Genomic DNA, 26,435 nt, shown 5'->3' on the forward strand with positions numbered 1-26,435 from the left:
CCGCGATCTCCCACTGACGGAAACCTCCTGCCGGATCGGCCGGATGTCAACGAATCCCGGAGCTGAAGCGCCCGAACCGGTGACTCCGCGGACCCGAAACGACCGGACCGGGCGGGACGACACGACGCCGCAGCCGCGCGAGCGACAGGCTCCGGCTGCCCGATGGGGCACGGTCAGGACAGCAGCGCGCCGAGCGGCAGGATCAACGCGATCGCCACCACCGAGATCACCGTCTCCATCAGCGACCAGCTCTTGATCGTCTGCCCGACGGTCAGCCCGAAGTACTCCTTCACCAGCCAGAAACCGGCATCGTTGACGTGCGAGAAGAACAGCGACCCCGCACCGATGGCCAGCACCAGCAGCGCACCCTGCGTCGGGTCGAGCGTGGCGGCGAGCGGGGCCACGATCCCGGCCGCGGAGACGGTGGCGACCGTCGCCGAGCCGGTGGCCAGCCGGATCGCCACCGCGACCAGCCAGCCCAGCAGCAGTGGCGAGAAGTTCGCCCCCGTCGCCAGGCGGGTGATCACGTCACCGACCCCGGCCTCCACCAGCGTCTCCTTGAAGCCGCCACCCGCGCCGACGATCAGCAGGATCCCGGCGATCGGCGGCAGCGACTCCGAGAGGGTGCCGGAGAGCTTGTCGCGGGTGAACCCGGCGGCCCGGCCGAGGGTGAACATGCCGAGCAGTACCGCGGCGAGCAGGGCGACCAGCGGAGCACCGAGGAAGTCGAGCACGCGCCGGGTGGCGTCGTCCTCCGCCAGCAGGATGTCGGCCAGCGCCTTGCCCATCATCAGCACCACGGGCAGCAGCACGGTGGAGATCGTCGCGAGGAAACTGGGCCTGCGCGCGTCCGCCGCGCCGGAGTCCTCGGCGTCGCCGGTCCCGGCGGACTCGGGGACCAGGTGCGCGGGCGGGACGGCGTCCGGGACCAGCCGGGTCGCCACCCTGGCGAACAGCGGCCCGGCGATGATCACCGTCGGGATCGCCACCAGTACCCCGAGCGCCAGCGTGATGCCGACGTTGGCGTTCAGCGCCCCGGCCGCGGCGAGCGGGCCGGGATGCGGCGGGACGAGGCCGTGCAGCACGGAAAGGCCTGCCAGCGCCGGAATCCCCAGCATCATCAGCGGCTGACCGCTGCGCCGGGAGACCAGCAGCACCACCGGGATCAGCATGACCAGGCCGATCTCGAAGAACATCGGCAGACCGATCAGCGCGGCCACCAGCGCCATCGCCCAGGGCAGCGTGCGGCGTCCCGAGCGGGACAGGATGGTGTCCACGATCTGTTCCGCGCCACCGGAATCGGCGAGCAGCTTGCCCAGCATCGCGCCGAGCGCGATGAGCACGCCGACCGAGGCGACCGTCGAGCCGACCCCCTTGGTGAAGGTCTCGATCAGCGTGTCCACCGGCATGCCCGCGACCAGGCCGAGCACGCCGGAGCTGAGGATCAGGGCCAGGAACGGGTGCAGCTTGAACTTGGTGATCAGCACGACGATCAACGCGATCGCCAGCAGGGTCGCGCCGATCAGCCGGGTGTCGGTGCCGCTCCAGGTGGCGGCGAGCGTCGTCGTCATGACCGGTCCTCCGGGGCCCGCGCCGGGACGCCGAGTGCCGCCAGTGCCTGGCCGACGAGCACGTCCGGCGGGTCCGCGATGTCGACGGTGAGTCCCTGCTCGTCGTCGTCCAGCGGTTCGAGGTCGGCGAGCTGCGAGTCGAGCAGGGAGACGGGCATGAAGTGCCCGGAACGGGAGCCCATCCGGCTCGCCAGTAGTGACCGGTCGCCGTGCAGGTGCAGGAACAGGACGTCACCGCCGGAGCGCAGGATGTCGCGGTACCCGCGTTTCAGCGCCGAGGAGGAGACGACGCCGCCCGGCCGCTCGCCGATCCATTCGGCGATCGACCGCAGCCAGGGCAGCCGGTCCTCGTCGGTCAACGGCGTGCCCGCCGTCATCTTGTCGATGTTCTCCTTGGGGTGAAAGGAATCCGACTCGGCGTACTCGACGCCGAGCGCCTCCGCCAGCGCGGTGCCGACCGTGGTCTTGCCCGACCCCGACACCCCCATGACGACGATGACTGGCATGCCTACCTCCGCGCTGACCGCGACGCCGGTGTGAACGTCTGGCCCGAGAGTTAACCTAAAAGATACTACGTAAACAAGGGATACGTAGTATTTATTCGACGGTAGTGGTCCGTGGCGCTCCCGGCGCCGACGGTACGAAGGGGGTCGCCGTGGCCGAGGGCGTACACGCGCGGATGCTCGCCCGCCTGGGCACGTCCATCGTCGAGGGCACGCTGCCGCCGGGCTCGGTGCTGCGCCTCGAGGAACTGCAGGAACGCTTCGGCGCGTCCCGCACCGTTGCCCGTGAGGTGGTCCGGGCGCTGGAGACGATGGGCCTGACCGAGAGCAGGCGCCGGGTCGGCGTCACCGTGCGCGCCCCCGGCCACTGGAACCACTACGACCCCCGGCTGATCCGCTGGCAGCTCGACGGCCGCACCCGCACCGAGGCGCTGCGCGTGCTCACCGAACTGCGCCGCGCGGTCGAGCCCACCGCCGCCGGGCTCGCCGCCCACCGCGCCACCGCCGCCCAGCGCACCCGGCTGCGCGAACTCGGTACCCTGCTGGCCACCACCGCGAAGGCCCGCGACCTGGACACCTTTCTCCGCCACGACGTCGCCTTCCACCACCTGCTGCTCACCGCGTCCGGGAACCCGATGTTCGGCCAGCTCTCCGAGGTCGTCCGCGAGGTGCTCGCCGGACGCACCGGTCACGGCCTGATGCCCCCCGAACCGGAACCCGAGGCCGTCGCGCTGCACCTGGAGGTGGCCGAGGCCGTGCACGCCGGGGACGCGCCACGCGCCGAACGGGCCATGCGCGACATCGTCGTGCAGGCAGGCACCGAGATGAACGTCCTGCTCGACTCCGCCCCGGGGGCGCCCGGCGGGAACTGACGGCGTTCGATACCGTCGCCCTACCAGGCGGGCGCGGGCCGGCCGCACAGGCGCAGGGGAGCCAGGGGTGGGCGCGGGGCGCGCGATCGGACTGTTGTTGGGGGTTGCCGCGGACGGCGCCCTCGGTCACCCGAAGCGGGGACGGCCGGTGTACCGGTTCGTCCAGGCCGCACGGGTGCTAGAGAACCGCGTCTACTCCCCGCATCCACTGGCCGGGGCCGTGCACACCGCGGCGCTCGCGGGCGGGGTCGTGCTGCTCGGCGTCGCGGCCGAACGGTTCGGCAGGCGCGGTCCCGTGCTACAGGCCGCCACCACCGCGTTCGCCACCTGGGCCGTACTCGGCGGGGCGGGCCTCGCCGTCGAGGGCACCGGCCTGGCCAGGAACCTGGAGACCGGCGACCTCGACTCGGCCCGGCGGGCACTCGGCACGCTGGACCCGCGCTGCACCGGCGACCTCACCGCGATCGCCATCTCCCGCGCCTCGGTCGAGACGCTCGCCGAGAACACCTCCGACGTCGTCGTCTCCCCACTCGTCTGGGGCGCGGTAGCGGGCGTGCCGGGGCTGTTCGGCTCGCGGGCGCTGTCGCTGCTGCGCGGCATGCTCGCCAAGCAGTCCGCCGGGCACCGCCGGTTCGGCTGGGTCGCGCTGCGCCTGGACGAAGCCGTGCACCTGCTGCCCACCCGCGTCGCGGCGGCGCTGACCGTGGCCGGCGCGCCCGTCGTCGGCGGGGACGCGGGCGCGGCCTGGCGTACCTGGCGCCGGGACACCGCCGTGCACCCCAGCCCCAACGCCGGTCGCGTCGAGGCGGCGTTCGCGGGTGCGCTGGAGATCCGGCTCGGCGGGCGGACCGTCTACCCGCACGGCGTCGAGGAGATCCCGGTGCTCGGCGACGGCCGCAACCCCGACGCCGGTCACGTCACCCGTGCCGTGGAACTCTCCCGCGTGGTCGGCTGGCTGGCCGGCGTCACCGCGGCGGTGCTGGCCGTGCTCGCGGGCCGCCGCGGCCGCTGAGGTCCCCGGAAACGGTCAGGCGACCGGGTGGGTGGGTTCGGCCGCCCGCGCGTCGGCGCGCTCGTCCTCGGCCACCATCTCCGCCACGGACTTGCGACGGCCCGGCTTCGGCGTCTCGGTGGCCAGCGTTCCGCCGGGCTTGAGCTCCCGCACGGTGAAGTACAGCCACGCCAGGACGCTCATCGCGCCGAACGCCATCCACTGCAGGGCGTAGGAGAAGAACGGTCCCGCCTCCAGCTTCGGCAGCGGCAGCGCCGCCAGAACGCCGGGCTGACCCTCGTCGAGCTGGAAGTAGCCGGGACGCAGGTCGTTGCCGGTCGAGCGGGCCACCACCTGGGAATCCACCGAGTACGAGTGCAGCCTGCCGTCGGTCGACCCGTCGGCGAAGGCATCCCGGCCCCTCGAGTCCTTCTCGTCCACCCGCACGCGGGCCACGACCTGCGTCGGACCGGACGGCGCCGGGGCGTACGCGGGGACCCGGGACCGGTCGTCCGGCTGCACGAAACCGCGATCGATCAGCACGGTCTGGCCGTCGGTGGTGCGCATCGGGGTGAGGATCTCGAACGCCGCCTCGCCCTGCACGGTCCGCAGCCGGGCGATCACCTCGGCCTCCGGCAGATACGTCCCGGTGATGGCGACCCGCTGCCACTGGGTGCGCTCGTCCGGGGCCACCGCGGGCGCGAGCACCTCGGCCAGCGGCCGCGGCTCACCGGTGAACGAGGCCTGCAGCGCGGCGTTCTGCGTCTGCCGCTCCTCGTCCCGGCTGAACTGCCAGGGGGCGAGCAGCGTGAAGCACGCGATGGCGAACGTGAACACCACCAGCGTCAACGCCAGCCAGCCTGGCCTCAGCAGGAACCTCCACCGCACCCCTCAACGGTAAGCGGTGCCCGGGTGTGCTCAGCGCACGGCCCCGCGTGCGGCGGCCAGCGCCCGCTCCGGGTAGCTCCCGCCGAATAGCACGGTGTGCACCAGCAGCGGGTAGAGCTGATGCAGGCCGGCGCGCTCCCGCCAGCCGTCCGCCAGCGGTGAACCGGCGTCGGCGGCCGCGCCCGCGTAGGCGTCGAGCACCACGTCCAGCAGCGGCAGGCCGAACAGCCGCAGCATCGCCAGGTCCGCCTCCCGGTGCCCGCCGTGCGCGGCCGGGTCGATCAGCCAGACGCGCTCGCCCGCACCCCACAGCACGTTGCCGTTCCAGGCGTCGCCGTGCAGCCGGGCGGGCGGCTCGTCCGCGCCGGCCGCGTCCGGCAGCCGTTCGCACAGCCGGTCGAACTCGGCGGCCTGCCCACCGTCGAACAGGCCCATGCCGACGGCCGTGCGCACGTACGGGCGCACCCGCCGGGCGGCGTAGAACGAGGGCCAGTCGCCGTGCGGCTCGTTGCGCATCGGGGCCAGGCCGATCCACGCCCCGGCGGGCCCGCCCGGCGGCGGGCAGCCGAACGCCGGTGCGCCCCGCAGGTGCAGGGCAGCGAGTCCGCGGCCGAACGCCTCCGCGGCGGGGATTCCGGGCGACCCTGGGCGCACCAGATCGGTGACCAGCCAGTCCTCGTCATACCCGTGCACCAGGGGAACGGCCACGTCACCGGGGGCGCCCAGCCAGCGCAGTCCGGTCGCCTCCGCCGGGGCGGCACCGGGACCGGCTCCCCGCTTGGCCACCACCTCCCTGCCGTCGCCGAGGGTGAACGCCACGGCCGTGCCGCCCAGCGGGGACACGGCGGTGACCCGTTCGCCGGTGTGCCGTTCGACGGCCGCCTGCCCGTTCACCGGACTCGCTCCGGACGCGGCCCCCGGTCCGGCCGGGTACGGATGAACCACACGTGAGACGCCTCCCTTCGGATCGGTTCGAGGACGGTGCGCGATCGCGGTGGGCCCGGGGTCAGCGCGGTTCGCGGACCCAGTCGAGCAGGCCGGGCACGGACCGTTCGATCATGCCGAGCACCTCGGCGAACCCGTCGCCGTCGCCGTAGTAGGGGTCCGGAATCTCGGCGCCGTCGGGGGCCGAGGGGTCGAAGTCGCGCAGCAGCCGCACCCGGGCGGGATCGGCGGCCATCCGCCGCAGGTCGCGCAGGTGCCCGCGGTCGGCGGCGAGGAGCAGATCGGCACCGAGGTGATCGTCGCCCACCTGTGCGGCCACGTGCTCGACCGGATACCCGTGCGCGGTCAGCGATGCCACCGCCCTCGGGTCGGCCGGATCGCCGACGTGCCAGTGCCCCATGCCCGCGCTGGTGATCCGGACGGAGCCGGCGAGCCCGGCCCGGCGGACGTGCTCGGCGAACACACGCGCCGCCATCGGTGACCGGCAGATGTTGCCGGTGCAGACGAAACAGACGTGCGGCGGTACGGAAGCGGTCACCCGGCCAGTGTGCCCGGGCGGACGGCCGTGGCGGCACCGGGAGTGCTCGGATACGCCGGAGGAGACGGGTACATCACCGCGCGACATCGCCCAATCGCTTCTGCGGCAAGGACTTCCGGCGCGGCGACTCGCTACCCCGGCCGGACTCTTCGCCTGGCAGGGGGCCGCAGCGCCGCGTCCCGGCCGCCGGGGGCGGACCGCGGGACGTACGGCGGACCGGCGGTGGCCGCATGGGAGGATCCCCGGCATGCCCGCGCCACTGTCCGCCGTCGTCGACGCGCTGGAGACCGCCTACCCGCCACGGCTCGCCGAATCCTGGGACGCGGTGGGACTTGTCTGCGGCGACCGCACCGAGCCCGTCGACCGGGTCCTGTTCTGCGTCGATCCGGTCGAGGAGACGATCACCGAGGCGATCGAGGGCGGTGCCGGGCTGATCGTCGCCCACCATCCGCTGCTGCTGCGCGGCGTGCACGGCGTGCCAGCCGACACCGCGAAGGGCGCCCTCGTGCACCGCCTGATCCGCGCGGGCGTCGCCCTCTACTGCGCGCACACCAACGCCGACTCCGCCGACCCCGGCGTCTCCGACGCACTCGCCGGCGCGATCGGGCTGCGCGTCCTGCGGCCGCTGGCCCCGCACGCCGGGGACACCGGGAGCGCCGCCACCGGCCTCGGCCGGATCGGTGAGCTGCCCTCGGCCGAGCCGCTGCGCGACTTCGTCCGCCGGGTCGCCGAGGCGCTGCCGCGCACCGAGCCCGGCGTCCTCGGCGCGGGCGACCCGGACCGTCCGATCAGGACGGTCGCGGTCTCCGGCGGCGCGGGCGACAGCCTGCTCGACACCGCCACCGCTGCCGGTGTCGACGCCTACGTCACCGCCGACCTGCGGCACCACCCGGCGGGGGAGCACCTGGAATCGCCGGGGACCGTGCCCGCGCTCGTCGGGCTCACGCACTGGGCCAGCGAGTGGCCGTGGTGCGCGCAGGCGGCGGACGTCGTCCGGTCCGCGTTTCCCGGTACGGTCGACGTGCTGGTCTCCACGCGGTGTACCGATCCGTGGAACATCCGGGCACAGAAGGAGAGCGCACAGTGAAGGCAGAATCGGTCGTACAGCGCCGGCTTCTCGAACTCGCCGAGGTCGACGCGGAGCTGAGCAGGGTCGACCACAAGCGCCGGACCCTGCCGGAGCTGGCCGAGATCGACGCCGCGGAGAAGACGCTGCGCGAGCGCAAGGACGCACTGGTCAGCGTCCAGATGCAGCACTCGGACCTGGACCGCGAGGTGGCCAGGCAGGAGCGCGAGATCGAGTCGGTGCGGGCCCGCGCGGACAAGGACCGCAAGCTGATGGAGTCGGGTTCGGTCGCCGCCAAGCAACTCACCGAACTCGAACACGAACTGGCCACCATCGGCCGCAGGCAGAGCGCGCTCGAGGACGACCTGCTGGAACTGATGGAGCAGCGTGAGGCACTGGAGCTCGACGCCCAGCGCACCGGCGCCGAGGTGGACAAAGCCGAGCAGGTCCTCGCCGAGGCCGCGAGCCGCCGGGACGAGGCGCTTGCCGATCTCGACACCACCCAGGCGCGTCGCGAGGGCGACCGGGCCGCGCTGCTGCCGCAGTTCCCCGAGGACCTGGTGAAGCTGTACGAGCGGGTGCGGGCGCAGAAGAACATCGGCGCCGCGCTGCTGCAGTCCCGGCGCTGCGGCGCGTGCCGGCTGGAGATGGACCGCAACACCGTCGCCGAGATCAAGGCCGCGCCCGTCAACGAGGTGCTCACCTGCGACAACTGCGGGGCGATCCTGGTCCGCACGGCGGAGTCCGGTCTGTGACCTCGCACGTCGTCGTCGAGGCCGACGGTGGTTCCCGCGGCAACCCCGGCCCCGCCGGGTACGGCGCGGTCGTCAAGAGCCCGGACGGGGTCGTCCTCGCCGAACGCAAGGATGGGCTGGGCGTCGCCACCAACAACGTCGCCGAGTACCGGGGCCTGATCGCCGGGCTGACCGCCGCCGCCGAACTCGGAGCGTCCACAGTGGACGCACGGCTGGACTCGAAGCTCGTGGTGGAGCAGATGTCCGGACGCTGGAAGATCAAGCACGCCGGGCTCCAGGTGTTGGCGGCCGAGGCGAGAGAAGTGGCCTCCCGCTTCTCCCGGGTGCGCTACGAGTGGATCCCCAGAGCCCGGAACTCGCACGCCGACGGGCTCGCCAACGAGGCGATGGACGAGGCTGCCGGACTGCCGCCGAAGGAGCGGGACACGGTCGTGCCGGCGCGGGCGACCGACCGGAGTTCGCCCTCGGGCTGGACCGGCGCCACCGGCACGCCGACGAAACTGCTGCTGCTCCGGCACGGGCAGACCGAGATGTCGATCGACCGACGCTACTCCGGCCGCGGCGACGTCACGCTCACCGAGCGCGGCACCGCGCAGGCGGCCGCCGCGGCGAAGCGACTGGCCGCGATGCCGGGCGTCGTCACCGAGGGCGAGCCGGTGCCGGTGATCGCCTCGCCGCTACGCCGTACCCGGCAGACCGCGCAGGCCGTCGCCGACGCGATCGGCGGCAGGGTCGAGACCCGCCAAGGGCTGATCGAGACCGACTTCGGCGAGTGGGAGGGGCTGACCTTCGCCGAGGCCGCCGAACGCGACCCCTCGCCCCACGGCACCTGGCTGCGCGACGCCTCGGTGCCCGCGCCCGGCGGCGAGAGCTTCGACCAGGTGCACGACCGGGTACGGCAGGCACGCGACGAGATCATCGCCGAGCACGGCGGCGGCACGGTCATCGTGGTCAGCCATGTCACGCCGATCAAGTCCTTGCTGCGCATGGGACTCGACGCGGGCCCCGCCCTGCTGTACCGGCTCCACCTCGACCTCGCCTCACTGTCCATTGTGGAGTTCTACCCGGACGGCAACGCCTCCGTCCGCCTGGTCAACGACATCTCCCACCTGGAGTGAACGAGCGGGCCACTCGCTCACCTGACGAGGAACACCGCGCACGGCGCGTGATCCACCACGTAGCGCGTGTGGTGCCCGAGGCTCGCCGGTCCGCAGTGGCCGGGCTCGCCGTCGCGGGCGCACACCAGAACGTCGCCGGGAGCGCACGCGGCCACCACGGCGTGCTCCACCCGTCCGCGCAGAGCCGCCGTGCGGGCCGGACGGCCCAGCCGGGCCACCGCCGCCTCGAGCAGCTCGCGTTCCGCGGGCCCGGAGGCCGCCTCGACGAGTTCCGCCGGATCGTGCCCGTGCCGCGAGAGCAGGCCCTCGTAGGCGCCGTGCACGGCCTCCGTCACCTCGGGGTCGACGGCATGCAGCAGAACGAACTCCGCGTCTGGCGTCAGCCCGCGGGCCGCGTCCACGCACGCCGTCCACGTACCCTCCACCAGCCACACCAGCACCCGGCTCATGGCAGCCGATTGTGGCGGCAGCGGCGGAGTCAGGCCAGCCCGGCCACCGACAGGCCGAGCCACAGCGCGGTGACCGAGCCGGCCAGGCACAGCGGCACCGTGCACAACCCCAGCCGGAGGAACTCGCGCAACGCCGGCGTCACCCCAGCCCCGACGAGCACCCGCCGCCACAGCAGGGTGGCCAGCGAACCGACGTAGGTCAGGTTCGGGCCGATGTTCACCCCCAGCAGCACGGCCAGCAGCACGCCGACCGGCGGCGCCGGACCCAGTACCGCCAGCAGCACCAGCGTCGCGGGCAGATTGTTGATCAGGTTCGCCAGCACCGCGGCCACCGCGGCCGCGAGCAGCAGGTGCGGCAGACCCGATGCGGAGGGCAGCACGGCGCGCAGCACCCCGCCCAGCAGATGTTCGGACACCGCCTCCACCACCACCGCGAGCGCCAGCACGAACAGGCACAGCAGCGAGCCCGTCTCCAGGACCAGCCGCACCGGCCGCACCGTGCGGCGCAGCAGGGCGCGGACCGCCAGCAGTGTGGCAGCGGCGGCCGCCACCCAGCCCGGCGCGAGCCCGGTCAGCGGGGAGACGGCGAACCCCGCCAGCGTCAGCGCCAGCACGGTCAGCGCGAACATCGGCGCGGCCGGCGCGGCCGCGGGTCCCGTGTCGGACACCCCGGCCAGATCTGCGGCGAAGAAACGGAGGAACACGGCCAGTTCGATCGCCACGGTCACCAGCCACGGCAGCACCATCAGCGCGGTGAATCCGGCGAAGGTCAGCCCCGAGGCCGAGAACGCCAGCAGGTTCGTCAGGTTCGACACGGGCAGCAGCGTCGACGCGGAGTTGGCCAGGTGCGTGCAGGCGTACACGTGCGGACGGGCCCGCAGGCGCAAGCCCGCCGTCGTCGCGAACACCACCGGCGTCAGCAGCACCACCGTGGCGTCGAGGCTGAGCACGGCCGTGGTCCCGGCCGCCGCGGCGAAGGTGAGCGTCAGCAGCCTGCGCGGACGTCCGCGGCAGGCCGTGGCGAGACGGGCGCCCAGCCAGTCGAAGACGCCCTCGACACCGGACAGGTACGCCAGCAACAGGATGGCGGCGAGGAAGCCCAGCGTGGGCAACAGGTCCAGCACCTGCGCCCAGGCCGCGGCGGGAGCGACCAGGCCCAGCGCCAGCGTCACCGCCGCCGCGGGCACCGCGACCAGCGCCTCCGGCAACCCGCGTGGGCGTACGACGGCGAAGCCGAGCACGACCAGCAGCAGCCCGGCGCTCAGGCAGGCGGCCACCGCCCCGGAGAACACGGCGCCCACCGTAGCCGCCTTCGCGGACCCCACCGGCGAGACCGGGGCCGGTACGCCAGGACCGGGTCGGGCCGGCTGTGTGCGTCCGGCGTGGGCGCACGGGTGGGGCGCGGTTAGGCTGGCGGGGCGGACGAGTCGGCAGGGCGGTCGCGGCGTCACCTGGTGGCGTCGAGGAAAGTCCGGACTCCACAGGGCAGGGTGGTTGCTAACGGCAACCCGGGGCGACCCGCGGGACAGTGCCACAGAGAACAGACCGCCTGGCGTTCGCGCCAGGTAAGGGTGAAACGGTGGTGTAAGAGACCACCAGCATCCCGGGTGACCGGGATGGCTTGGTAAACCCCACCCGGAGCAAGGCCAAGAGGGAGCGCACGCTCCTGCGCAGGCGTTCGAGGACGGCCCGTCCGAGCCTGCGGGTAGGCCGCTGGAGCCTGCCGGCGACGGCAGGCCGAGATGGATGGCCGCCCATCGCGTCGTCGAGGCGGCGTGGGGACAGGATCCGGCTTACATGCCGGCTCGTCCGCCCGCACCGGTTCCTACCCTCGGGTAGGGTCCGGTGTCATGGATCATGACGACGCGGTCAAGGTCGCCCACCGCTGCCATCGCGTGCTCGACCCGCTGCACTCGCTGATCTACTTCGCCCCCGAGACGGAGGAACGGCTCACCGCGGCGGGCCTGCGGCCGGGCCGGATGTCCTACTTCGCCGGACGCTCCGCGCCGATGGGCCCGGTCGGGCCGGGCGTCGTGGCAGCCACCTTCTACAACTTCAACCCCGAGCTCGTCGCCCGGCACATCCCCAGAGCCTGGACGCTGGCCGATCCGGCGACGCTGGTCGCCGCCCGCTTCGAGGCCGCCGAGGCCGCGCTGCGCAGGCTGCTCGGTGACGAGCTCGCCGACTCCGCCACGGTCGCCGAGGCGGCCGAACTCGCCAGGGCCGCCACCGCGGCCTGCACCGGCGACGGCAGGCCGCTCTACGCGGGCCACGCCGAACTCGACTGGCCCGCCGAACCGATCCTGGTGCTGTGGCACGCGATCTCGCTGCTGCGCGAGTACCGCGGCGACGGGCACATCGCCGCCCTCGTCCGCAGTGGCCTCTCCGGCCTGGAAGCGCTGGTGACACACACCGCCACCGGACGAGGTTTCCTGCCGGAGGCGGCCAAGAAGACGCGCGGCTGGTCGGACGAGGAGTGGGACGCGGCGGTCGCGAAGCTCCGGGACGAGGACGTGCTGGACGCCGACGGCGGCCTCACCGCGCACGGCACCGCGCAGCGCGAGGAGATCGAGTTGGACACCGGACGCTCGGCGCTGGCGCCGTGGCTGCTGCTCGGCGAACAGCGCTGCGCACGCCTGCACGAGCTCGGCCGCGAGCTGAGCCGGACCGCGGTCGCCGCCGGGGCCTTCCCGGCGGGCGTCTTCGCCGACCGCTGACCGCCCGGGCCCCGTACCGGAGGCAAAATCGCCGGATCGGGTAAATCGTCACACTGAGTGCGAGTGCGACACCGCTTCAGGTGGCGGCGAGTGACCGCGAGCGGAATTCACGCTCTCGCCGAGGTGGACCGCAGGTGTGGAAAGCGGTGACCGGTGGCCTTCTTTCCTGCGGCCGTTCGGGGCATGATTCACTGTTCGCGCCCGGATTGGGCCGAGGAGCCTGCACCGAGAGTGAGAACCACGGTCGCCAGCGGGTGAGGTGCTTCCCACGCTACGAAATCCGGGTGTCCGGGGTTATTACTGGAGCCTTGTGCCTTCATGATGGATGACGCGTTGAATCGGTGAAGATGGCCGCAGTATGGCCTCGAACAGGCAGGTCTCATTAGCAGAGTGCACTTTGACGATTACATGAAGTAAGCCATGATGTCCCTGGAACCACCGCGGGGCGGGCTGCAGACGGCCCCGCATCCCAACGCTCCGCGCACCCTGGAGTAGCGATGACCACGATGACCCTGGCGGTACTGGCGCAGGACGGACAGCTCGGCACGGGCGGGGTCCGTACCTGGCTGCTGGACAACATCGTCCCGCTGGTACTGCTCGCCGTAGCCCTGCTGCTGCTCTGGCTGGGTGGCGGAAAGGGCGACAACGCCGGTGTCATGCGGCGCCTCGCGGGTGTGGTGATCGCGCTGGCGATCATCGGCCTGGCCGTCAGCGGTCTGGGTGTGAACGTCGGCGAATGGATCGCCGGCCTGTTCACCGGCTGAGCTGGGTGACTCGGCTTGCGAATCAGAACCGATGACGAGGTCTACCGGGTCGACGCCGTATGGCTCGGCCCACCGAAGGCCACGTTCCCCTGGCGCGCCCGTTACGTGGCGTGGGCCGTGGGCATTCCCGTCTTCCTGGTGGTGCTCGGCGTCGAGCGGCAGCTCGGGCTGAGTTTCGGGTTCTTCTCGACCGCGTGGGCGTTCATCATCACGATCCTGGTCACCAGGCTGATCACCGCGAAGATCAGCCACGAGCGGCCGCTCGGCGCGGTCTTCGGAATGTGGGTGCAGGAGCTGAGAACGCCTCGTGAACGCGCCACCGGGACCGGTGGCGCCGCGGGCGCCGGCAAGGTGCGGGTGCGCCGCGACCGGCCCCGCCCCAAGACCCGCCCGGCCCGGGAGGGCCAGGCGCGGCAACAGCGGACCCGGCCGCCCCGGACAGAGCAGTCCCTCCGGACAGAGCAGTACACCGCACGAAAGCGCCGTGGCCGTACTGCGGCCCCGGCCGGGAGGTAGTCGTTGTTGGGTCGCGGTGAAAGCCGACAGAAGCGCGAACAGGGCCAGTCCGGCAGCCGCAGGCTGCCGGGCGAGCAGTCGGTGCCCGTGTACACGCCGTCGATCGCGGCACGGAGCATCGACGGTCACCTGCTGCGTACCGGGCAGGAGGTCTACGCCTGGTACCGGCTCGCCCCGCAGCGCTGGTCGTTCCGTTCGGACTCGCAGCGCCGGGACCTGATCGCCGCCATCGCCGGTCAGTACGCCGAACTGCAGGGCCGCTGGATGCACCTGCGTGTCACCACCCGCCCCTACCCGATCCGGATGTGGGCCGAGGCGCACGTCTACAACGCCGTGGGCCGCCCCGCCGACACTCCGGGCGCCCTTTCCTTCGACGACTACCTGATCGGCGAGCAGCAGCAGCTCATGGGCCGGTCGATGGCGGAGAAGGAGGTCTACATCGGCGTCCAGGTGCAGACGCGGCGAATGATGGACCGGGCCGTCGAACGTGCCGCCCCACTGCTGCGCAAGATCCTGCCGGAGGCCGTCGACGCCGAACTGAGCGCGCTTGACTCCGAGGTCGAGCACCTGGACCAGGTGCTCGGGTCCGCCGGGCTGGAGGGACGCCCCGCCGAGGCGGAGGAGATGTCCTGGCTGATGCATCGCTCGTGCTCGCTGGGCCTGCCCGCGCCGCGCAGCATGCCCGCCGTGCCCGGCGCCGCCTGGGAACCGGAGGACCTGGCCAGCTTCACCGACGCCGCCGACTTCCACGCCGACCCCTACGCGCCGACGGTCACCGTGCGCGGCCGTACCGGCTCCAACGCCGGTGTGTCCCGGCACCTGGCCGTGCTCACCGTTGGCCAGATGCACGGCCTGCAGATCCCGGAGATCGACGATCCGTGGGTGCAGCACGCCGACCGGCTGCCCGCCTCGGTGGAATGGTCCGCCCGCATCTACGTCCGGCGCCCCGAGGAGGTCGCCGGGGAGCTGCAGCGGCAGATGAACAAGGTCCGCTCGCAGGTCAAGCACTACACCGACGAGCACGAACTCGAACCTCCCCAGTCGCTGGCCCGGCAGGCGTCCCGCGTGCTGGAGATCGACGACGAGATGACCTCGGGCTTCACCGCGCTGGCCACCCGTGTCCGGTCCTGGTGGCGCCTCGCCGTCTCCGGCCCCACCGAGCGGGACGCGCTGCGCCTGGCGCAGCAGTTGCTGGAGCTGTACAAGCCGAAGATCGCCATCGAGCATCCCGAAGCGCAGTACGCGATGGCCAGGGAGTTCATCCCCGGTGAGCCGCTGGCCTCTGGCGCCTACATGCGCCGCGGATCGGTGGTCTGGGCGGCCGCGTCCGTGCCCACCGCCACCGCCGAGGTCGGCGACCGGCGCGGGATCCTGCTCGGCGAGACGTGCACGGCCACCCGCCGCCCGGTCGCCTGGGACCCGTGGATGGCGCAGGAGATCCGCGACGGCTCCGGCCTGACGGCGATGGTCGCCGGGCTGGGCGGCGGCAAGTCCTTCCTCGGTGGCGGCATCGTCTACAAGACGCTGCGCGCCGGGGCGCACTGGACGATCCTCGACCCCTCCGGCCCGCTGTCCCGCCTCTGCGACCTGCCCGAGGTGCGGCCGTACGCGCGGCCGATCAACCTGCTCAACGCCGAACCGGGCATCCTCAACCCGTACCGCGTGGTCGCCGAGCCGCTGCTCGAGCACTTCATGGACGAGGACGATCCGGAACGCTCCTGGCGGCGGGAACGCGCGCTGGCCGGAGCCACCCGCCGCCGTCTGGTGCTGGACGTGCTGACCGGCGTGCTGCCCTACGAGGTGGCCCGCATGGCGCAGACGCGGATCGTGCTGCTGCGGGCGGTCCGCGCTGTCGGCGGGCGGTTCGACGCCGATCCCGGCCAGGTCATCGACGCCCTGCGCCGCGACTCCAGCGAGCACCACGAGCATGCCGTCGTCGTCGCCGACTTCCTGGACGAGATGCGCGAACGGATGTCGCTGCTCATCCCGGAGGCGAACGAGGACCCGTACGCGGAGACCCGCGACGACCGGATGACCGTGCTGACCATGGCCGGCCTGACCCTGCCGAAGGACGGCGTCGGCCGCGAGCACTGGACCGACGCCGAGGCGCTCGGCGTGGAGATGCTCAACCTCGCCGCCTGGCTGACCCAGCGTTCGGTGTACGAGCGGCCGAAGGAACTGCGCAAGGGCGTCTGGATCGACGAGGCGTTCTTCCTCTCCGAGGTGCCGACCGGGCGCGTGCTGATGAACCGGTTCGCGCGTGACTCCCGTAAGTGGAACGTGCGCGTGCTGCTGTCCTCGCAGATCCCGGCGGACTTCCTGAAGATCCAGGGTTTCGTCTCACTGCTCGACTCGGTCTTCATCGGCCGCCTCGACGACGAGGAGGCCCAGGCGGACGCGCTGCGCCTGCTGAAGGTGCCCGTCGGCGTCGGCTACGAGCAGGTCGTCGCGGCGCTGGGCCGCAGGCCGGGTGCCGCTCGCGGCGGGCTGGAGCGCGACCGCGAGCCGCGCCAGTTCATCTTCGGTGACGGCGCGGGTGGCGTGGAGCGCATCCGCGTCGACTTCTCCGGGCCGCACCTCGAACACCTGCGCAACGCCATGGACACCACACCGGGCTCGCCCGACGCGCGCACCGGGTCGGCGAGCCGTGCGCCGGTCGAGGAAGAGGCCCTGCCCTACGTGGCCGCCCCGCCGGAGGAGCAGCTCGAGGACTACGAACTCGAAGCCGAACTGGAGGTCGGCCTGCGCGAGGACCCGGCGGCCGAACTCGCGGACGAGTCGGCCGCGGGCCGGGAGAACGGCGCGGGCAGCGGTACCGGCGACCCGCGGGACGAGGACCGGCACGCCTCGGCGGGCACCGGCGGCAAGGGTGGACCGGGGCGGGACGCGGCATGACCGTCGCCGCCCTGCTCGTGGTGCTCGTCGCCGTCCTCGTCTGCCGTGCCGTGCGCCGCCGCTGGCGGGGCGGCCCGAAGACGTTGCGGCGCAAGCGTTTCGGCGCGATGCTGATGGCGATCGCGGTGCTCGGCATGCAGGCGGTGATCCTGGCACCCCCGGCGTCGGCGGCGGCCTGCGGCGAGGCGCCGAACCCCGAGCGTCCCGGTTCCGGCATGGTCGGCGCGCTCGACCCGGCCGACGGTCACGGCGAGGCGGGCAGCGCCTACGTCGACTACAGCTACGCGGGCATGGTGTGGAACGTCTTCGAGACCGACTGCGGTCCGATGTCGGGTATCACCGATCCGAACTCCACCATCGACACCTGGGGCGGCAACCAGCTCTTCAACGTCGGCAAGACGATCGTCGGCGCCACCAACTCGCTGCACTACACCGTGCTGGAGGGCGGGCTGCTCAGCCCGCTGTACGACGCGGTCAAGGACGGCGCGGAGAAGGTCTACAACAACATCTACGGGCAGCTCTTCGGGCTGGCCGCGTTGCTGCTGGCGTTGCTGCTGTTCCGCAACATCTGGCGGGGCGACCTGTCCGCGGTGAGCAAACGGGCGCTGTACGCGCTCGGTGGGGTGTGGCTGGCGGCCTCGTCCTTCGCGATGCTGCGCTACTACGACGACATCGACCGCGTCATCGTGCAGACCACGACGAACATCCAGGCCGGTTTCGTCGACGAGACGGAGGACCGGGTCGTCCGGCACGTGCTGCCGACGAACCTGCACAACCAGGTGGTCTACAACAACTGGCTGCGCGGCGAGTTCGGCTCCCCGGACGCCCCGCAGGCGCAGCAGTTCGGCAGGCCGCTGCTCGACGCGCAGGCGTTCACCTGGGGCCAGCTCCGCAACGGCGACGATGCCAACGCCGCCGTGGTGGACGCGAAGAAGGCCGAGTTCAAGAACATCTCCACCCAGCTCGGCCCGGCCACCGGCTACTTCACCGGGGAGGACGGCAGCCGGGTCGGCGCCGGCTTCCTCTCGTTCGCGCAGAGCCTGGTCTACTCGCTGTTCCAGCTCTTCGCGAAGGCCTCGGTGCTGCTGGCACAGGTGCTGGTCCGGCTGTTCACCCTCACCGCCCCGCTGATCGGCCTGGTCGCCCTGCTGCACCACGACATCCTGCGCAGGGTGGCGAAGGTGGCCGGCGCGGTCGGTTTCAACCTGATCATCCTGTCGGTGCTGGCCGGGGTGCACGCGCTGCTGCTGCAGGCCATCTTCGACGCGAGCGGCGCCCTGTCGATGCTGACGCAGATGGTGATGGCGGGCCTGGTCACGATCCTGCTGTTCCTGGTCGGCAAGCCGATGCGCAGGCTCTGGCAGATGGTCGAGATGTCGGTGAGCATGGTCGGCTCGGCCGTGCCCACGCCCCGCGGCGGACTGCTGTCCAAGCTGCGCAAGCGTTCCGACGAACCCAGTCCACAGGACGAGTTCTGGAAGGGCGTGCGCGACGGGGACGACGCCGAGGGCGGACCCGCCACCCGCGGCGCGGTCGGCGCGGCGACCGGTGGACGGCGGATCCGCCCCGAGGCGAGTCACACGATCTTCGCCAACGCACAGCGGATGGACGGCACGGCCAGGACGGTCCGCCCGGCGAACGCCTGGCCCATCGAACGTCCCGGCCTGCCCGCAGGCGGCGGCGCGGCGGCGGGCGCGATGGCGTTCGGCGCCCGCAACCCGGCCGGCGGCTCGCCCGGTGACCAGGCGTTGCCCGGTGGGGCGACCGTGGTGCGCGCCGACGGGCTGCCCGCCGTGCCGCGCAGCAGGCCGGTGGACACGGCGCCGGTGGCCGATCGCCGCTGGAGTGACGAACCGGAGCCGGTGGTGGTGCCCTCGCGGATGCACTCCGGGATCTCGGCGCAGCCCCTGCCCGCGAACGGCTACCAGGCGCCCCCCGCGGTGCCGCAGCAGGTTCGCGCGCCGCGCAGGGCCGATTCCGAGGTCGTCGCGGGCAAGCCCGTGCACGTCGTCTACCGCCCGTCCCGCGGTCTTGAGGTCCGCGAGGATCTGCGCGATCGCGACACCGACACCGTGATGAGGGGCTGAGACCGTGCCGATCCGGACGAATCGCGGCCGTGCCGCGGTGTATCGCAGACTGTGGGGCTGGCCGGTCCGCTCGCCCAAGCACCTCGTCGGCACGGTGATCGTGGTCGCGGTGCTCGTCACCGGACTCGGCATCGCGGTGCCGAAGCTGTTCCCGGACCGGGAGCCGCAGGGCATCGCCGCCGTCGGGCAGGACCGCGAGGAGAGCCAGCGGCAGAGCAGCCAGGCGCCGCCGTCCACGCCGATGCCGACCCGGCTCACCAGCCCCCGTGAGTCGCCGACGCCCGCCGCGCCGAACCCCCAGGCGCTCGACGTGGCCAAGAAGTGGGCCACCGCCTGGGTCAACCATCCGGCCGGGGTCACCGTGGAGCAATGGCTGGCCGGGATGAAGCCGTTCACCACCGAGGAGTACCTGCCGGTGATGTCCTCGGTGGATCCGGCGAACGTGCCCGCGACCAAGCTGACCGGCGAGCCCACGGCGGCGACCTCGTACACGAGTTCGGTGGAGGTCCTGATTCCCACCGACGGACCCCGGCTGAGCATCACCGTCATCACCACGAACGCAGGCTGGCGGGTCGCGCAGTACGAGCAGGCGGACTGACGCCGTGCGCACCGGGATGGTGGTCGGCCTCATCCTCGCCGCGGTGTTCGCGGTCGTGCTCGCCACCGGGACCGTCGTCGCGGTCGTCGGCAACGAGCAGGAACGGCTGGCCCAGGGCGGGGTGCAGAACCTGAGCTGCGAGGCCGCGGTCGGGCCGACCCAGCCGGGCAGCCCGGGCGCAGGGGTCGCCGACGCGCAGGAACTCGACGAGGAGCAGCAGGGGATCGTCGCCCTGATCATCGCGATCGGCAAGCAGCGCAACATGTCGCCGCGAGCGTGGCAGGTGGCGATCCAGGCGGGGATGACGGAGTCCAAGCTGCGCAACCTGACCTACGGCGACCGGGACTCGCTCGGGATCTTCCAGATGCGCCCGTCGATGGGGTGGGGCACGGTGGCACAGGTGACCGACCCGCCGTATCAGGTGAACAAGTTCTACGACGTGCTGGAGGCCGTGCCCAAGTGGGAGGAGCGCAGGCCAGGTGAGGCCGCGCAGGCCGTCGAGCGGTCCGGCTTCCCCGATCGGTACCACAAGTGGGAGCCGATGGCGGTGCACCTGGTGGAGAACCTCGGCCAGGTGCAGAACGCCTCCGGCTGCGGCGAGGGCGTCGGCCCGGCACTCCCGCCGAACGAGGCGGCCGCCGCCTCGATCCAGTTCGCCCTGCGGGAACAGGGGAAGCCCTACATCTGGGGAGCGACCGGCCCGAACTCCTACGACTGCTCGGGGCTGATGTTGCGGGCGTACGAGTCGGCGGGCATCAACCTCCCGCGGGTGTCGCGGGACCAGTACAAGGCGGGCGCCATGCTGCCCGTCGAGGAAGCGCAGCCGGGGGACCTGTTGTTCTGGGCGACCGACCCGGCCAACCCGACGACCATCCACCACGTCGCCATGTACCTGGGTGACGGCCAGATGGTGGAGGCGCAGCAGTCCGGCGTCCCCGTGCATACCAGGAAAGTCTCGTGGGACGAGGGCGAACTCGTCGCGCAGGCCGTTCGACCCGGCGTTTAGGAGTGTGTGCAGTGGCCAAGAAATTCGGCAGGCGGGCCAAGAACGGCAACCAGGAGGTGCCCGGACTCGACGCCGACCCGCGCACCATGTTCGGTGCGCCCTCGGTGCCGCGACAGGCCTACCGTCCCGCGTCCAGCACCCCGCTGGCCGAGTACCTCGACCGCGGCCACCCTGGCGTCGATCCGGGCTACGTGGTGGTTCCCCGGTCGATCGCGGAGGCGATGTCGCTGCCATGGCAGCAGCAGCTCGTCAGCCTGCTCGGTCAGTTCCACGAGTCGCACAGCCGGCTGAACTGGCCGATCTACCGGGTCGTGCCGTCCCGGTACGAGTTCCTGGTCGATCTGGACGAGGAACAGCTCGCCGAGGCCGGGTACCTGGTGGAGATCGACAGCGACGGCGAGATGGTCTATCGCGAGCGCAGTGGCCGCAAGGTCGAGAGCCCGGACGAGACGCGCGTTCTGGTGCCCTGCCTGGATCCGATCGTGCGCAGGCCGTCCGCCGAGGACACCGCGCGGCCACGGCGGATCGACCCGGCCGCCGAGCCGGAGGCCGTTCCGCCCGTACAGCCCGGGGGAGCGCAGCCGGCACGGTCCGCTCCGGCAGGACCGCAGCGCACCCGCCCGGCCGCCCCGATGAACATCGGCCCGCAACCGGTCTGGAACACCACCCCCGGTGCGCGGCCACCCGCCGCGGACACGGCGAGGGAGGCACCGCGCCGCGCCGCGGAGCCGGCGGCTCCGTCCGCACCGGCCGCCCAGTCGGCTCCGTCCGCTCCGTCCGCTCCGTCCGCTCCGGCCGGGATGCCGGAGAAGGTCTCGCCACCGCCGTCTTTTCCGCCGGTGGAGCGCACCGTGTTCCCGCCCGTCGAGCGTCCGGCCGGACGTCCCGCCGAGCCGCCTGCCCATCGTTCCGCCGGGCGGCCGGCCGGGCGACCCGCGGAACCTCCCGCCGAGCGTGCGGCCACCGGTCCCGCCGACGGCCGCGCCGGGGTGCGTCCGCCCGCCACGCCACCCGGCTCGCCGCTCGCGGAGCGGGCCGCGTCCGCGGACGAGGACACCCCACCGCGCGGCATCCGGGTCCCGGTCACCGAGGACGAGCTGGAACTGTCCGACAACGGCGTGTTCGGTCCGACCGGCGAGCCGACGGACGTCCCGTACCGGTACCGGCAGTAGCGGCACGCTCGTCGTGACAGGAGCGCGGCGAGGTGCGAGGCTCGGGGGATGGCAGCTCAGCAGAACGATCCCCACCCGGACGAGGGCTGGTACTACAACACCCGTACGAACGAGGTGGAACACCACGAGCGGGCCCGTTCGGTCGATCTGCTCGGCCCCTACCCGGACGAGGCCACCGCGCGCCGTGCGCTGGACATAGCCAGGGAACGCACCCGCCAGGCCGATGCCGCCGACGCGAAGTGGAACCGGGACCAGGACTGACACCCCGGCCAGGCCGCCCGGGCGTCCGGGCGGGGACTGGCGCGCAACGGTGACCAGAGCCGAGGCGTTCCCACCGCCGTCACCGCCGGCCCGCCGTGCGAACGCCGCCTTCACCGTCCATGTCCGCAATATGTCGACGTATTGCGGCCCGTGCGACCGCAATACGTCGACGTATTGCGGTCGCGGGACCTGCCGTGGCGTGGTCGCGGGGCTGGGGTGCAAGGGGGCCGGGCTCGTCCGGGGGAGGTCGGTGTGGCGGGGCCGGGGTGGTCCGGCGCCCGCACATCGGCCGAACGGCTGATCGCCGTCCGACGAATCGGATCGGTTGTCGTTCTTACGGCCGTTTTCGCGGACTTTCCGGGTGATGGCGCACGTCGTCGCCGGCGATAACGTGGTCCGAAACCGGTGCCGGGCAGGAACAAAAAGAAATCGAACAGCGCGCTCGCCGGTCGGCATTTCCGTGCGACCTGGAGTGAGACATGCTGACGTCGGCGAAGAATCGGTTGTCCCCGGTCGGGTTCGTGGCAGTTCTGGTGACCGCATCCATTCTGCTCGTCACCACCGTGTTCTTCGCGATCGATTCCGTTGGCGAGGACGACTGGGCCGCCGAATGCGTATCCGCTCCCGTTCCGGCCTCGGCGGACCGGTCCGCCGCCATCGACGAGGCGCGGCAGTCGCTGCTGCGCAGTGGGCACGAACCGGTGCTCGGTATCCAGATCGTCGATCTGGATGACTGCACCCGGACGGTTTCCTGGAAGGACGAAAAGGAACAGCCCGCGGCATCGGTGGTGAAGTTGCTGATCGTGCTGGATCTGCTGGACCGTTCCGGTGTGCCGTCCGGTTCCGACGAGGATTCCGTTCGCCGGATGCTGTCCGCGAGCGACGACACGATCGCCAGTCGACTGTGGCAGCGCAACGGTGGCAGCGCGATCATCGATCGGCAGGCGGCCGCGCTCGGCCTCGAGCACACCCACCCGCCCGGTGACGACGGCGAATGGGGCGCCACCCGGATGTCCCCCGGCGACATCACCGCCGTCTACCGCCACATCACCGGCGCGCTGCCCGCCGAGGAGCGCGAGTTCGTGACCGAGGCGCTCGCGGACGCGGGCAACAGGGCGGCGGACGGTTTCGACCAGTACTTCGGCATCCCGAGCGGCCTGCCGGACTCGACCTGGGCGGTGAAGCAGGGATGGGGCAGCGCCGACGGCCGCCGGGTCCTCAACACCACCGGGCTGGTCACCACCACGCATACCTACGCGGTCGCCATCATGAGCACCTGGGCCGAGGACGTCGACTGGCCGACCGCCACCACGGCGCTCACCTCGGCCACCCGCGCCATGCGGAACGCGCTGTGAACGCGACGGCCGGGCAGGCGGCCAACCGTGCGGGTCAGTCCTGGCCCGCCAGCAGCGGCGGCCCGAGTACGAAGTCCGGGTCCACCTGCGCCGCCAGGTCCGTGCCCGCTCGCGCGCTGCCCCAGGCGGCGGCGTTGCGAAGGTGGAATTCGACCGCCTGACGCTGGTAGCGATCCCAGTCGCGCACGCTCGCGTCCACAGTGGACTGCATGGTGCGCAGGGTCTCCAGGTTGTGCGGTTCGAGGTCGGTGATCGGCCGCGCCCGCCCGCGTTCGGCGGCCCGGACGTGCGCGGAGGTCTCGATCCAGCCGTGCAGGTCCTCGCCGACCTCCTCGCGCAGGAAGGCGAGGTCCTCGGCGTCGGTCACCTTGTTGCCGACGACCGCGAGCCGGATGCCGAAGTCGCGGGCGTAGCCGGTGTACTGACGGTAGACCCCGACGCTGCGCACGGTCGGCTCGCACACCAGGAAGGTCACGTCGAAGCGGGTGAACAGCCCGGAGGCGAAGGCGTCCGCACCGGCGGTCATGTCCATCACCACGTACTCGCCCGCGTCGTCGACGAGATGGTTGAGCAGCAGCTCGGCGGCGCCGACCTTCGAGTGGTAGCAGGCGACACCGAGATCGTCCTCGGCGAACCGCCCGGTGACGGCCAGCCGTACCCCGCCCACCTCTCGCACGCAGGCACGGGCGATCGGGTTGTCCTCGAACGGTGTCAGCAGGCGGGAACCGCCACCGGGCGGCGTGGTCTTGATCATCGCCTCGGCGCCGGCGATACGCGGATTGTCGCCGCGCAGGTGGTCCTTGATCAGGGTGAGGTGCTCGCCCAGCGTCGGCAGTGCGGCGGCCTGTTCCTCGGACGCGCCGAGTGCCACCGCCAGATGCTGGTTGATGTCGGCGTCGATGGCGAGCACCGGGTGCTCGGCGGCGGCGAGGTATCCGGTGAACAGCGAGGCGAGGGTGGTCTTTCCGCTACCGCCCTTGCCGACGAACGCTACCTTCACGGGGTCTCCAAGATCGTCGTTCCACTGGTGCGCGCACTGGATGAAAACGGGATCGATTTTCATCAATGTCGAGACGGGACAAGCTACACCCGGCCGGCCCGCGCCCGAACGAGCGATCCCGGCTGTGGAACCGGGTTAGGGTTGGCAGGTGTCTGCTGTCGTGATCCGGGCGAAGGGGCCGAGCGGTGACTTCGGCCCGCTGCGAGCGGAGTTCGACCTGCCCGGCGGCTTCGGCCCGGACGCGCTCGCCGAGGCCGGGGCCGTGGCAGGTGACCCGGCCGAGTTCGGCGGACGGGAGGACGCCACCGGACTGCCGCTGGTCACCATCGATCCGCCGGGCGCGAAGGACCTCGACCAGGCGCTGCTGGTGGAGCGCACCGGCCACGGGTTCCGGGTGCACTACGCCATCGCCGACGTCGCGGCCTTTGTCGCCCCTGGCGGCGTGCTCGACCGGGTGGCCCGCGGACGGGGGCAGACGCTGTACCTGCCGGACGGGAACGTCGCCCTGCATCCGCCCGAATTGTCCGAGGGCGCGGCCAGTCTGCTGCCCGGGCAGGTCCGTCCCGCGGTGCTGTGGACGATCGACACCGCCGCCGGCGGCGAGCCCGCCGCGGTCCGGGTCCGGCGGGCGCTGGTGCGTTCCCGCGAGCAGTTCGACTACGACACGGTGCAGGCGGCGTTCGACGCGGGTACCCCGCATCCCTCGGTGGCCGCGCTGCCGGAACTGGGCCGCGCACGCCGGGAACTGGCCATCGCCCGCGGCGCCGTCGAACTCGCGCTGCCGGAACAGGAGGTCAGCGCGACCCCGGACGGCGGCTGGGCACTGACCCGGCGGCCACGCAACGACATCGACGCCTGGAACGCCGAGATCTCGCTGCTCACCGGGATGTCCGCGGCCGCGATCATGCTCGAAGCCGGTGTCGGCGTACTGCGCACGCTGCCCGAGGCCGATGCCGATGCGGTGGAATGGCTGCGCAGGTCGGCGCGGGCGCTGGGCATCGACTGGCCGCCGGGCACGACGCTGTCCCGGCTGCTGGCCGGTCTCGACCCGTCCCGCCCCGAGGCGCTCGCGCTCTACTCGGACACGACCCGGTTGCTGCGCGGCGCCGGGTACACCGCCTTCGACGGAGGCCCGCCCGAACTCCGTTCGCACGCGGGCATCGGCGGCCCGTACGCGCACGTCACCGCGCCGATCCGCAGGCTGGTGGACCGTTTCGGCACCGAGGTCTGCCTGGCGGTGACGGCGGGACGCCCGGTGCCGGACTGGGTCCGCAAGGCCCTGCCGACCCTGCCCGAGCTGATGAGTGCCTCGGACGCGCTGGCGGCCAAGGTCGAGCGGGCGTACGTGGACCAGGTGGAGGCGTGGATGCTGGCCGAACGGATCGGCGAGGAGTTCGGGGCGGTGGTGCTGCGCTCCGAGGAGAACCGCGCCGAGGTGCTGCTGGACGAGCCTGCTGTGATCGCGCGGACCGCGGGTGGCAACCTGCCCGAGGGGGAGCGGGTGACCGTGCGCCTGACGGCTGTGGACGTAGCGGCCCGCAAGGTCACGTTCGAACGAGCATGACACCGGCTGGAGGCTGTGCACGATGCGAATGACCGACGACCTCGGCGAGGACGTGCCACTGCACGGGTCCCCGGCGCGGGTGGTGTCGCTGGTCCCCTCGCTGACCGAGGCCGTCGAGGTGACCGTGCCCGGCAGGCTCGCCGGGATCACCGACTACTGCACGCATCCGCCGGGACTGGACCGGCCGCGGGTCGGCGGGTCGAAGTACCCCAGGGTCGACGAGGTGCTCGACCTGCGCCCCGACCTGGTGCTCGCGAACTCGGAGGAGAACCGGCCGGAGGACGTGGAACGCCTGCGCGCCAGCGGTTTCCCGGTGTGGGTGATGGCGGCTCCGGCGACGGTCCCGGCCGCGCTGGGTTCGCTGCGCAGACTGTTCACGCAGGCGTTCGAGGTACCGGAACCCGGCTGGCTGGTGGAGGCGGAGGATGTCTGGCGGGAGACCGCGGCGCCGCGGGCACGCGCCGTGGTCCCGGTCTGGCGCAAGCCGTGGGTGGTGCTCGGCCGGGAGACCTTCGGCGGCGACGTGCTGCACCGGCTGGGAGTGTCCACTGTGTACTCCGAGCACGCCGACCGCTATCCGCGCCCGAGTCTGGACGAACTGCGCGCGGCCTTCGACAGTGGCGAGGCGGACCTGCTGGTGCTGCCGGACGAGCCGTACGAGTTCACCGCCGACGACGGCCCCGGCCACTTTCCCGGCGCGCGGTACGTCCTGGTCTCCGGCCGGTACCTGACCTGGTACGGCCCCTCACTGGTCGAGGCGCACCGGGAGCTGACGGCGGCGCTGGACGCCGTGCTCGGGTGACC

At 72.4% G+C, this 26,435-nt stretch carries 25 protein-coding genes and 1 other RNA gene; 18 read left to right on the forward strand and 8 right to left on the reverse strand.

Annotated features, from left to right (window positions below; all coding sequences use genetic code 11):
• Positions 1-173 precede the first annotated feature (173 nt).
• Together CFN78_RS03285 and CFN78_RS03290 are read right to left on the reverse strand one after the other, a co-directional pair.
• Positions 174-1,571 carry a GntT/GntP/DsdX family permease gene (locus CFN78_RS03285; protein ID WP_094860974.1) on the reverse strand — a complete coding sequence of 466 codons (1,398 nt, stop codon included), beginning with the start codon at positions 1,569-1,571 and terminating at the stop codon, positions 174-176.
• Positions 1,568-2,077, reverse strand: coding sequence for a gluconokinase (locus tag CFN78_RS03290; RefSeq protein WP_094860975.1), 510 nt, complete (start codon positions 2,075-2,077; stop codon positions 1,568-1,570). The genes CFN78_RS03285 and CFN78_RS03290 overlap by 4 nt, the downstream gene beginning before the upstream one ends.
• Positions 2,078-2,250: 173 nt before the next feature.
• Here CFN78_RS03290 and CFN78_RS03295 point away from each other — a divergent pair, with 173 nt between their 5' ends.
• Positions 2,251-2,946: a FadR/GntR family transcriptional regulator gene (locus CFN78_RS03295; protein ID WP_094861122.1), complete on the forward strand. Its 696-nt coding sequence runs from the start codon at positions 2,251-2,253 to the stop codon at positions 2,944-2,946.
• 67 nt (positions 2,947-3,013) lie between these two features.
• The gene (locus CFN78_RS03300) at positions 3,014-3,958 is read left to right on the forward strand and encodes a cobalamin biosynthesis protein CobD/CbiB (protein ID WP_094860976.1); all 945 of its coding nucleotides are present in this window, start codon (positions 3,014-3,016) and stop codon (positions 3,956-3,958) included.
• Positions 3,959-3,973: 15 nt separating this feature from the next.
• Here CFN78_RS03300 and CFN78_RS03305 read toward each other — a convergent pair whose 3' ends face one another.
• The 3 genes from CFN78_RS03305 to CFN78_RS03315 all read right to left on the reverse strand — a co-directional run bounded on the left by CFN78_RS03305 (position 3,974) and on the right by CFN78_RS03315 (position 6,308).
• A complete protein-coding gene (locus tag CFN78_RS03305) occupies positions 3,974-4,825 on the reverse strand; it encodes an SURF1 family cytochrome oxidase biogenesis protein (RefSeq protein WP_094860977.1) in 852 nt (283 codons plus the stop codon).
• A 30-nt stretch (positions 4,826-4,855) separates the two neighbouring features.
• Positions 4,856-5,719 carry a fructosamine kinase family protein gene (locus CFN78_RS03310; RefSeq protein ID WP_094860978.1) on the reverse strand — a complete coding sequence of 288 codons (864 nt, stop codon included), beginning with the start codon at positions 5,717-5,719 and terminating at the stop codon, positions 4,856-4,858.
• A 112-nt stretch (positions 5,720-5,831) separates the two neighbouring features.
• The gene (locus CFN78_RS03315; protein ID WP_276307317.1) at positions 5,832-6,308 is read right to left on the reverse strand and encodes a low molecular weight protein-tyrosine-phosphatase; all 477 of its coding nucleotides are present in this window, start codon (positions 6,306-6,308) and stop codon (positions 5,832-5,834) included.
• Positions 6,309-6,555: 247 nt separating this feature from the next.
• On the opposite strand from CFN78_RS03315, the gene CFN78_RS03320 reads away from it, so the two are divergent.
• Genes CFN78_RS03320 through CFN78_RS03330 form a run of 3 tightly spaced genes read left to right on the forward strand, consistent with a single transcriptional unit; the run spans position 6,556 to position 9,247 of the window.
• Entirely contained in the window at positions 6,556-7,395 is an 840-nt protein-coding gene (locus CFN78_RS03320; RefSeq protein ID WP_094860980.1) for a Nif3-like dinuclear metal center hexameric protein, read from the forward strand.
• On the forward strand, positions 7,392-8,129 hold the full coding sequence (locus CFN78_RS03325) for a zinc ribbon domain-containing protein (protein WP_094860981.1): 738 nt from the start codon (positions 7,392-7,394) through the stop codon (positions 8,127-8,129). Before CFN78_RS03320 ends, CFN78_RS03325 begins: the two co-directional genes overlap by 4 nt.
• On the forward strand, positions 8,126-9,247 hold the full coding sequence (locus CFN78_RS03330) for a bifunctional RNase H/acid phosphatase (protein WP_094860982.1): 1,122 nt from the start codon (positions 8,126-8,128) through the stop codon (positions 9,245-9,247). Before CFN78_RS03325 ends, CFN78_RS03330 begins: the two co-directional genes overlap by 4 nt.
• A 17-nt stretch (positions 9,248-9,264) precedes the next feature.
• Here CFN78_RS03330 and CFN78_RS03335 read toward each other — a convergent pair whose 3' ends face one another.
• Together CFN78_RS03335 and CFN78_RS03340 are read right to left on the reverse strand one after the other, a co-directional pair.
• Positions 9,265-9,696 (reverse strand): universal stress protein, encoded by a 432-nt coding sequence (locus tag CFN78_RS03335; RefSeq protein WP_094860983.1) that lies wholly within the window; start codon positions 9,694-9,696, stop codon positions 9,265-9,267.
• Positions 9,697-9,725: 29 nt separating this feature from the next.
• On the reverse strand, positions 9,726-10,997 hold the full coding sequence (locus tag CFN78_RS03340) for an ArsB/NhaD family transporter (protein WP_165777419.1): 1,272 nt from the start codon (positions 10,995-10,997) through the stop codon (positions 9,726-9,728).
• A 122-nt stretch (positions 10,998-11,119) separates the two neighbouring features.
• Between CFN78_RS03340 and rnpB the strand changes: the two genes are divergently transcribed.
• The 11 genes from rnpB to CFN78_RS03395 all read left to right on the forward strand — a co-directional run bounded on the left by rnpB (position 11,120) and on the right by CFN78_RS03395 (position 23,067).
• An RNA gene (gene rnpB, locus CFN78_RS03345) (RNase P RNA component class A) lies at positions 11,120-11,508 on the forward strand.
• Between the two features lie 38 nt (positions 11,509-11,546).
• Positions 11,547-12,413, forward strand: coding sequence for an SCO6745 family protein (locus tag CFN78_RS03350; protein WP_094860985.1), 867 nt, complete (start codon positions 11,547-11,549; stop codon positions 12,411-12,413).
• A gap of 497 nt (positions 12,414-12,910) precedes the next feature.
• Positions 12,911-13,177: a hypothetical protein gene (locus tag CFN78_RS03355; RefSeq protein WP_094860986.1), complete on the forward strand. Its 267-nt coding sequence runs from the start codon at positions 12,911-12,913 to the stop codon at positions 13,175-13,177.
• A gap of 15 nt (positions 13,178-13,192) precedes the next feature.
• The gene (locus CFN78_RS03360; RefSeq protein WP_094860987.1) at positions 13,193-13,693 is read left to right on the forward strand and encodes a hypothetical protein; all 501 of its coding nucleotides are present in this window, start codon (positions 13,193-13,195) and stop codon (positions 13,691-13,693) included.
• 3 nt (positions 13,694-13,696) lie between these two features.
• The gene (locus tag CFN78_RS03365) at positions 13,697-16,588 is read left to right on the forward strand and encodes an ATP-binding protein (protein ID WP_094860988.1); all 2,892 of its coding nucleotides are present in this window, start codon (positions 13,697-13,699) and stop codon (positions 16,586-16,588) included.
• A complete protein-coding gene (locus CFN78_RS03370; protein ID WP_094860989.1) occupies positions 16,585-18,675 on the forward strand; it encodes a magnesium transporter in 2,091 nt (696 codons plus the stop codon). The genes CFN78_RS03365 and CFN78_RS03370 overlap by 4 nt, the downstream gene beginning before the upstream one ends.
• Positions 18,676-18,679: 4 nt before the next feature.
• A complete protein-coding gene (locus tag CFN78_RS03375) occupies positions 18,680-19,273 on the forward strand; it encodes a hypothetical protein (protein ID WP_094860990.1) in 594 nt (197 codons plus the stop codon).
• A gap of 4 nt (positions 19,274-19,277) precedes the next feature.
• The gene (locus CFN78_RS03380) at positions 19,278-20,279 is read left to right on the forward strand and encodes a C40 family peptidase (protein ID WP_094860991.1); all 1,002 of its coding nucleotides are present in this window, start codon (positions 19,278-19,280) and stop codon (positions 20,277-20,279) included.
• Positions 20,280-20,290: 11 nt separating this feature from the next.
• On the forward strand, positions 20,291-21,451 hold the full coding sequence (locus CFN78_RS03385; RefSeq protein WP_094860992.1) for a hypothetical protein: 1,161 nt from the start codon (positions 20,291-20,293) through the stop codon (positions 21,449-21,451).
• 48 nt (positions 21,452-21,499) lie between these two features.
• Positions 21,500-21,712, forward strand: a complete 213-nt coding sequence (locus CFN78_RS03390) for a hypothetical protein (RefSeq protein ID WP_094860993.1) — start codon at positions 21,500-21,502, stop codon at positions 21,710-21,712.
• 479 nt (positions 21,713-22,191) lie between these two features.
• Entirely contained in the window at positions 22,192-23,067 is an 876-nt protein-coding gene (locus CFN78_RS03395; RefSeq protein WP_094860994.1) for a serine hydrolase, read from the forward strand.
• Between the two features lie 34 nt (positions 23,068-23,101).
• On the opposite strand, the gene CFN78_RS03400 is transcribed toward CFN78_RS03395, so the two are convergent.
• Positions 23,102-24,067, reverse strand: a complete 966-nt coding sequence (locus CFN78_RS03400) for an ATP-binding protein (RefSeq protein WP_094861123.1) — start codon at positions 24,065-24,067, stop codon at positions 23,102-23,104.
• A 148-nt stretch (positions 24,068-24,215) separates the two neighbouring features.
• Here CFN78_RS03400 and CFN78_RS03405 point away from each other — a divergent pair, with 148 nt between their 5' ends.
• On the forward strand, positions 24,216-25,631 hold the full coding sequence (locus CFN78_RS03405; protein WP_165777420.1) for an RNB domain-containing ribonuclease: 1,416 nt from the start codon (positions 24,216-24,218) through the stop codon (positions 25,629-25,631).
• 28 nt (positions 25,632-25,659) lie between these two features.
• Complete coding sequence (locus CFN78_RS03410) at positions 25,660-26,433, forward strand: helical backbone metal receptor (protein ID WP_205660419.1); 774 nt, start codon at positions 25,660-25,662, stop codon at positions 26,431-26,433.
• Positions 26,434-26,435 lie beyond the last annotated feature (2 nt).

The sequence above is a fragment of the Amycolatopsis antarctica genome, assembly GCF_002262875.1.
GTDB lineage: Bacteria > Actinomycetota > Actinomycetes > Mycobacteriales > Pseudonocardiaceae > Amycolatopsis > Amycolatopsis antarctica.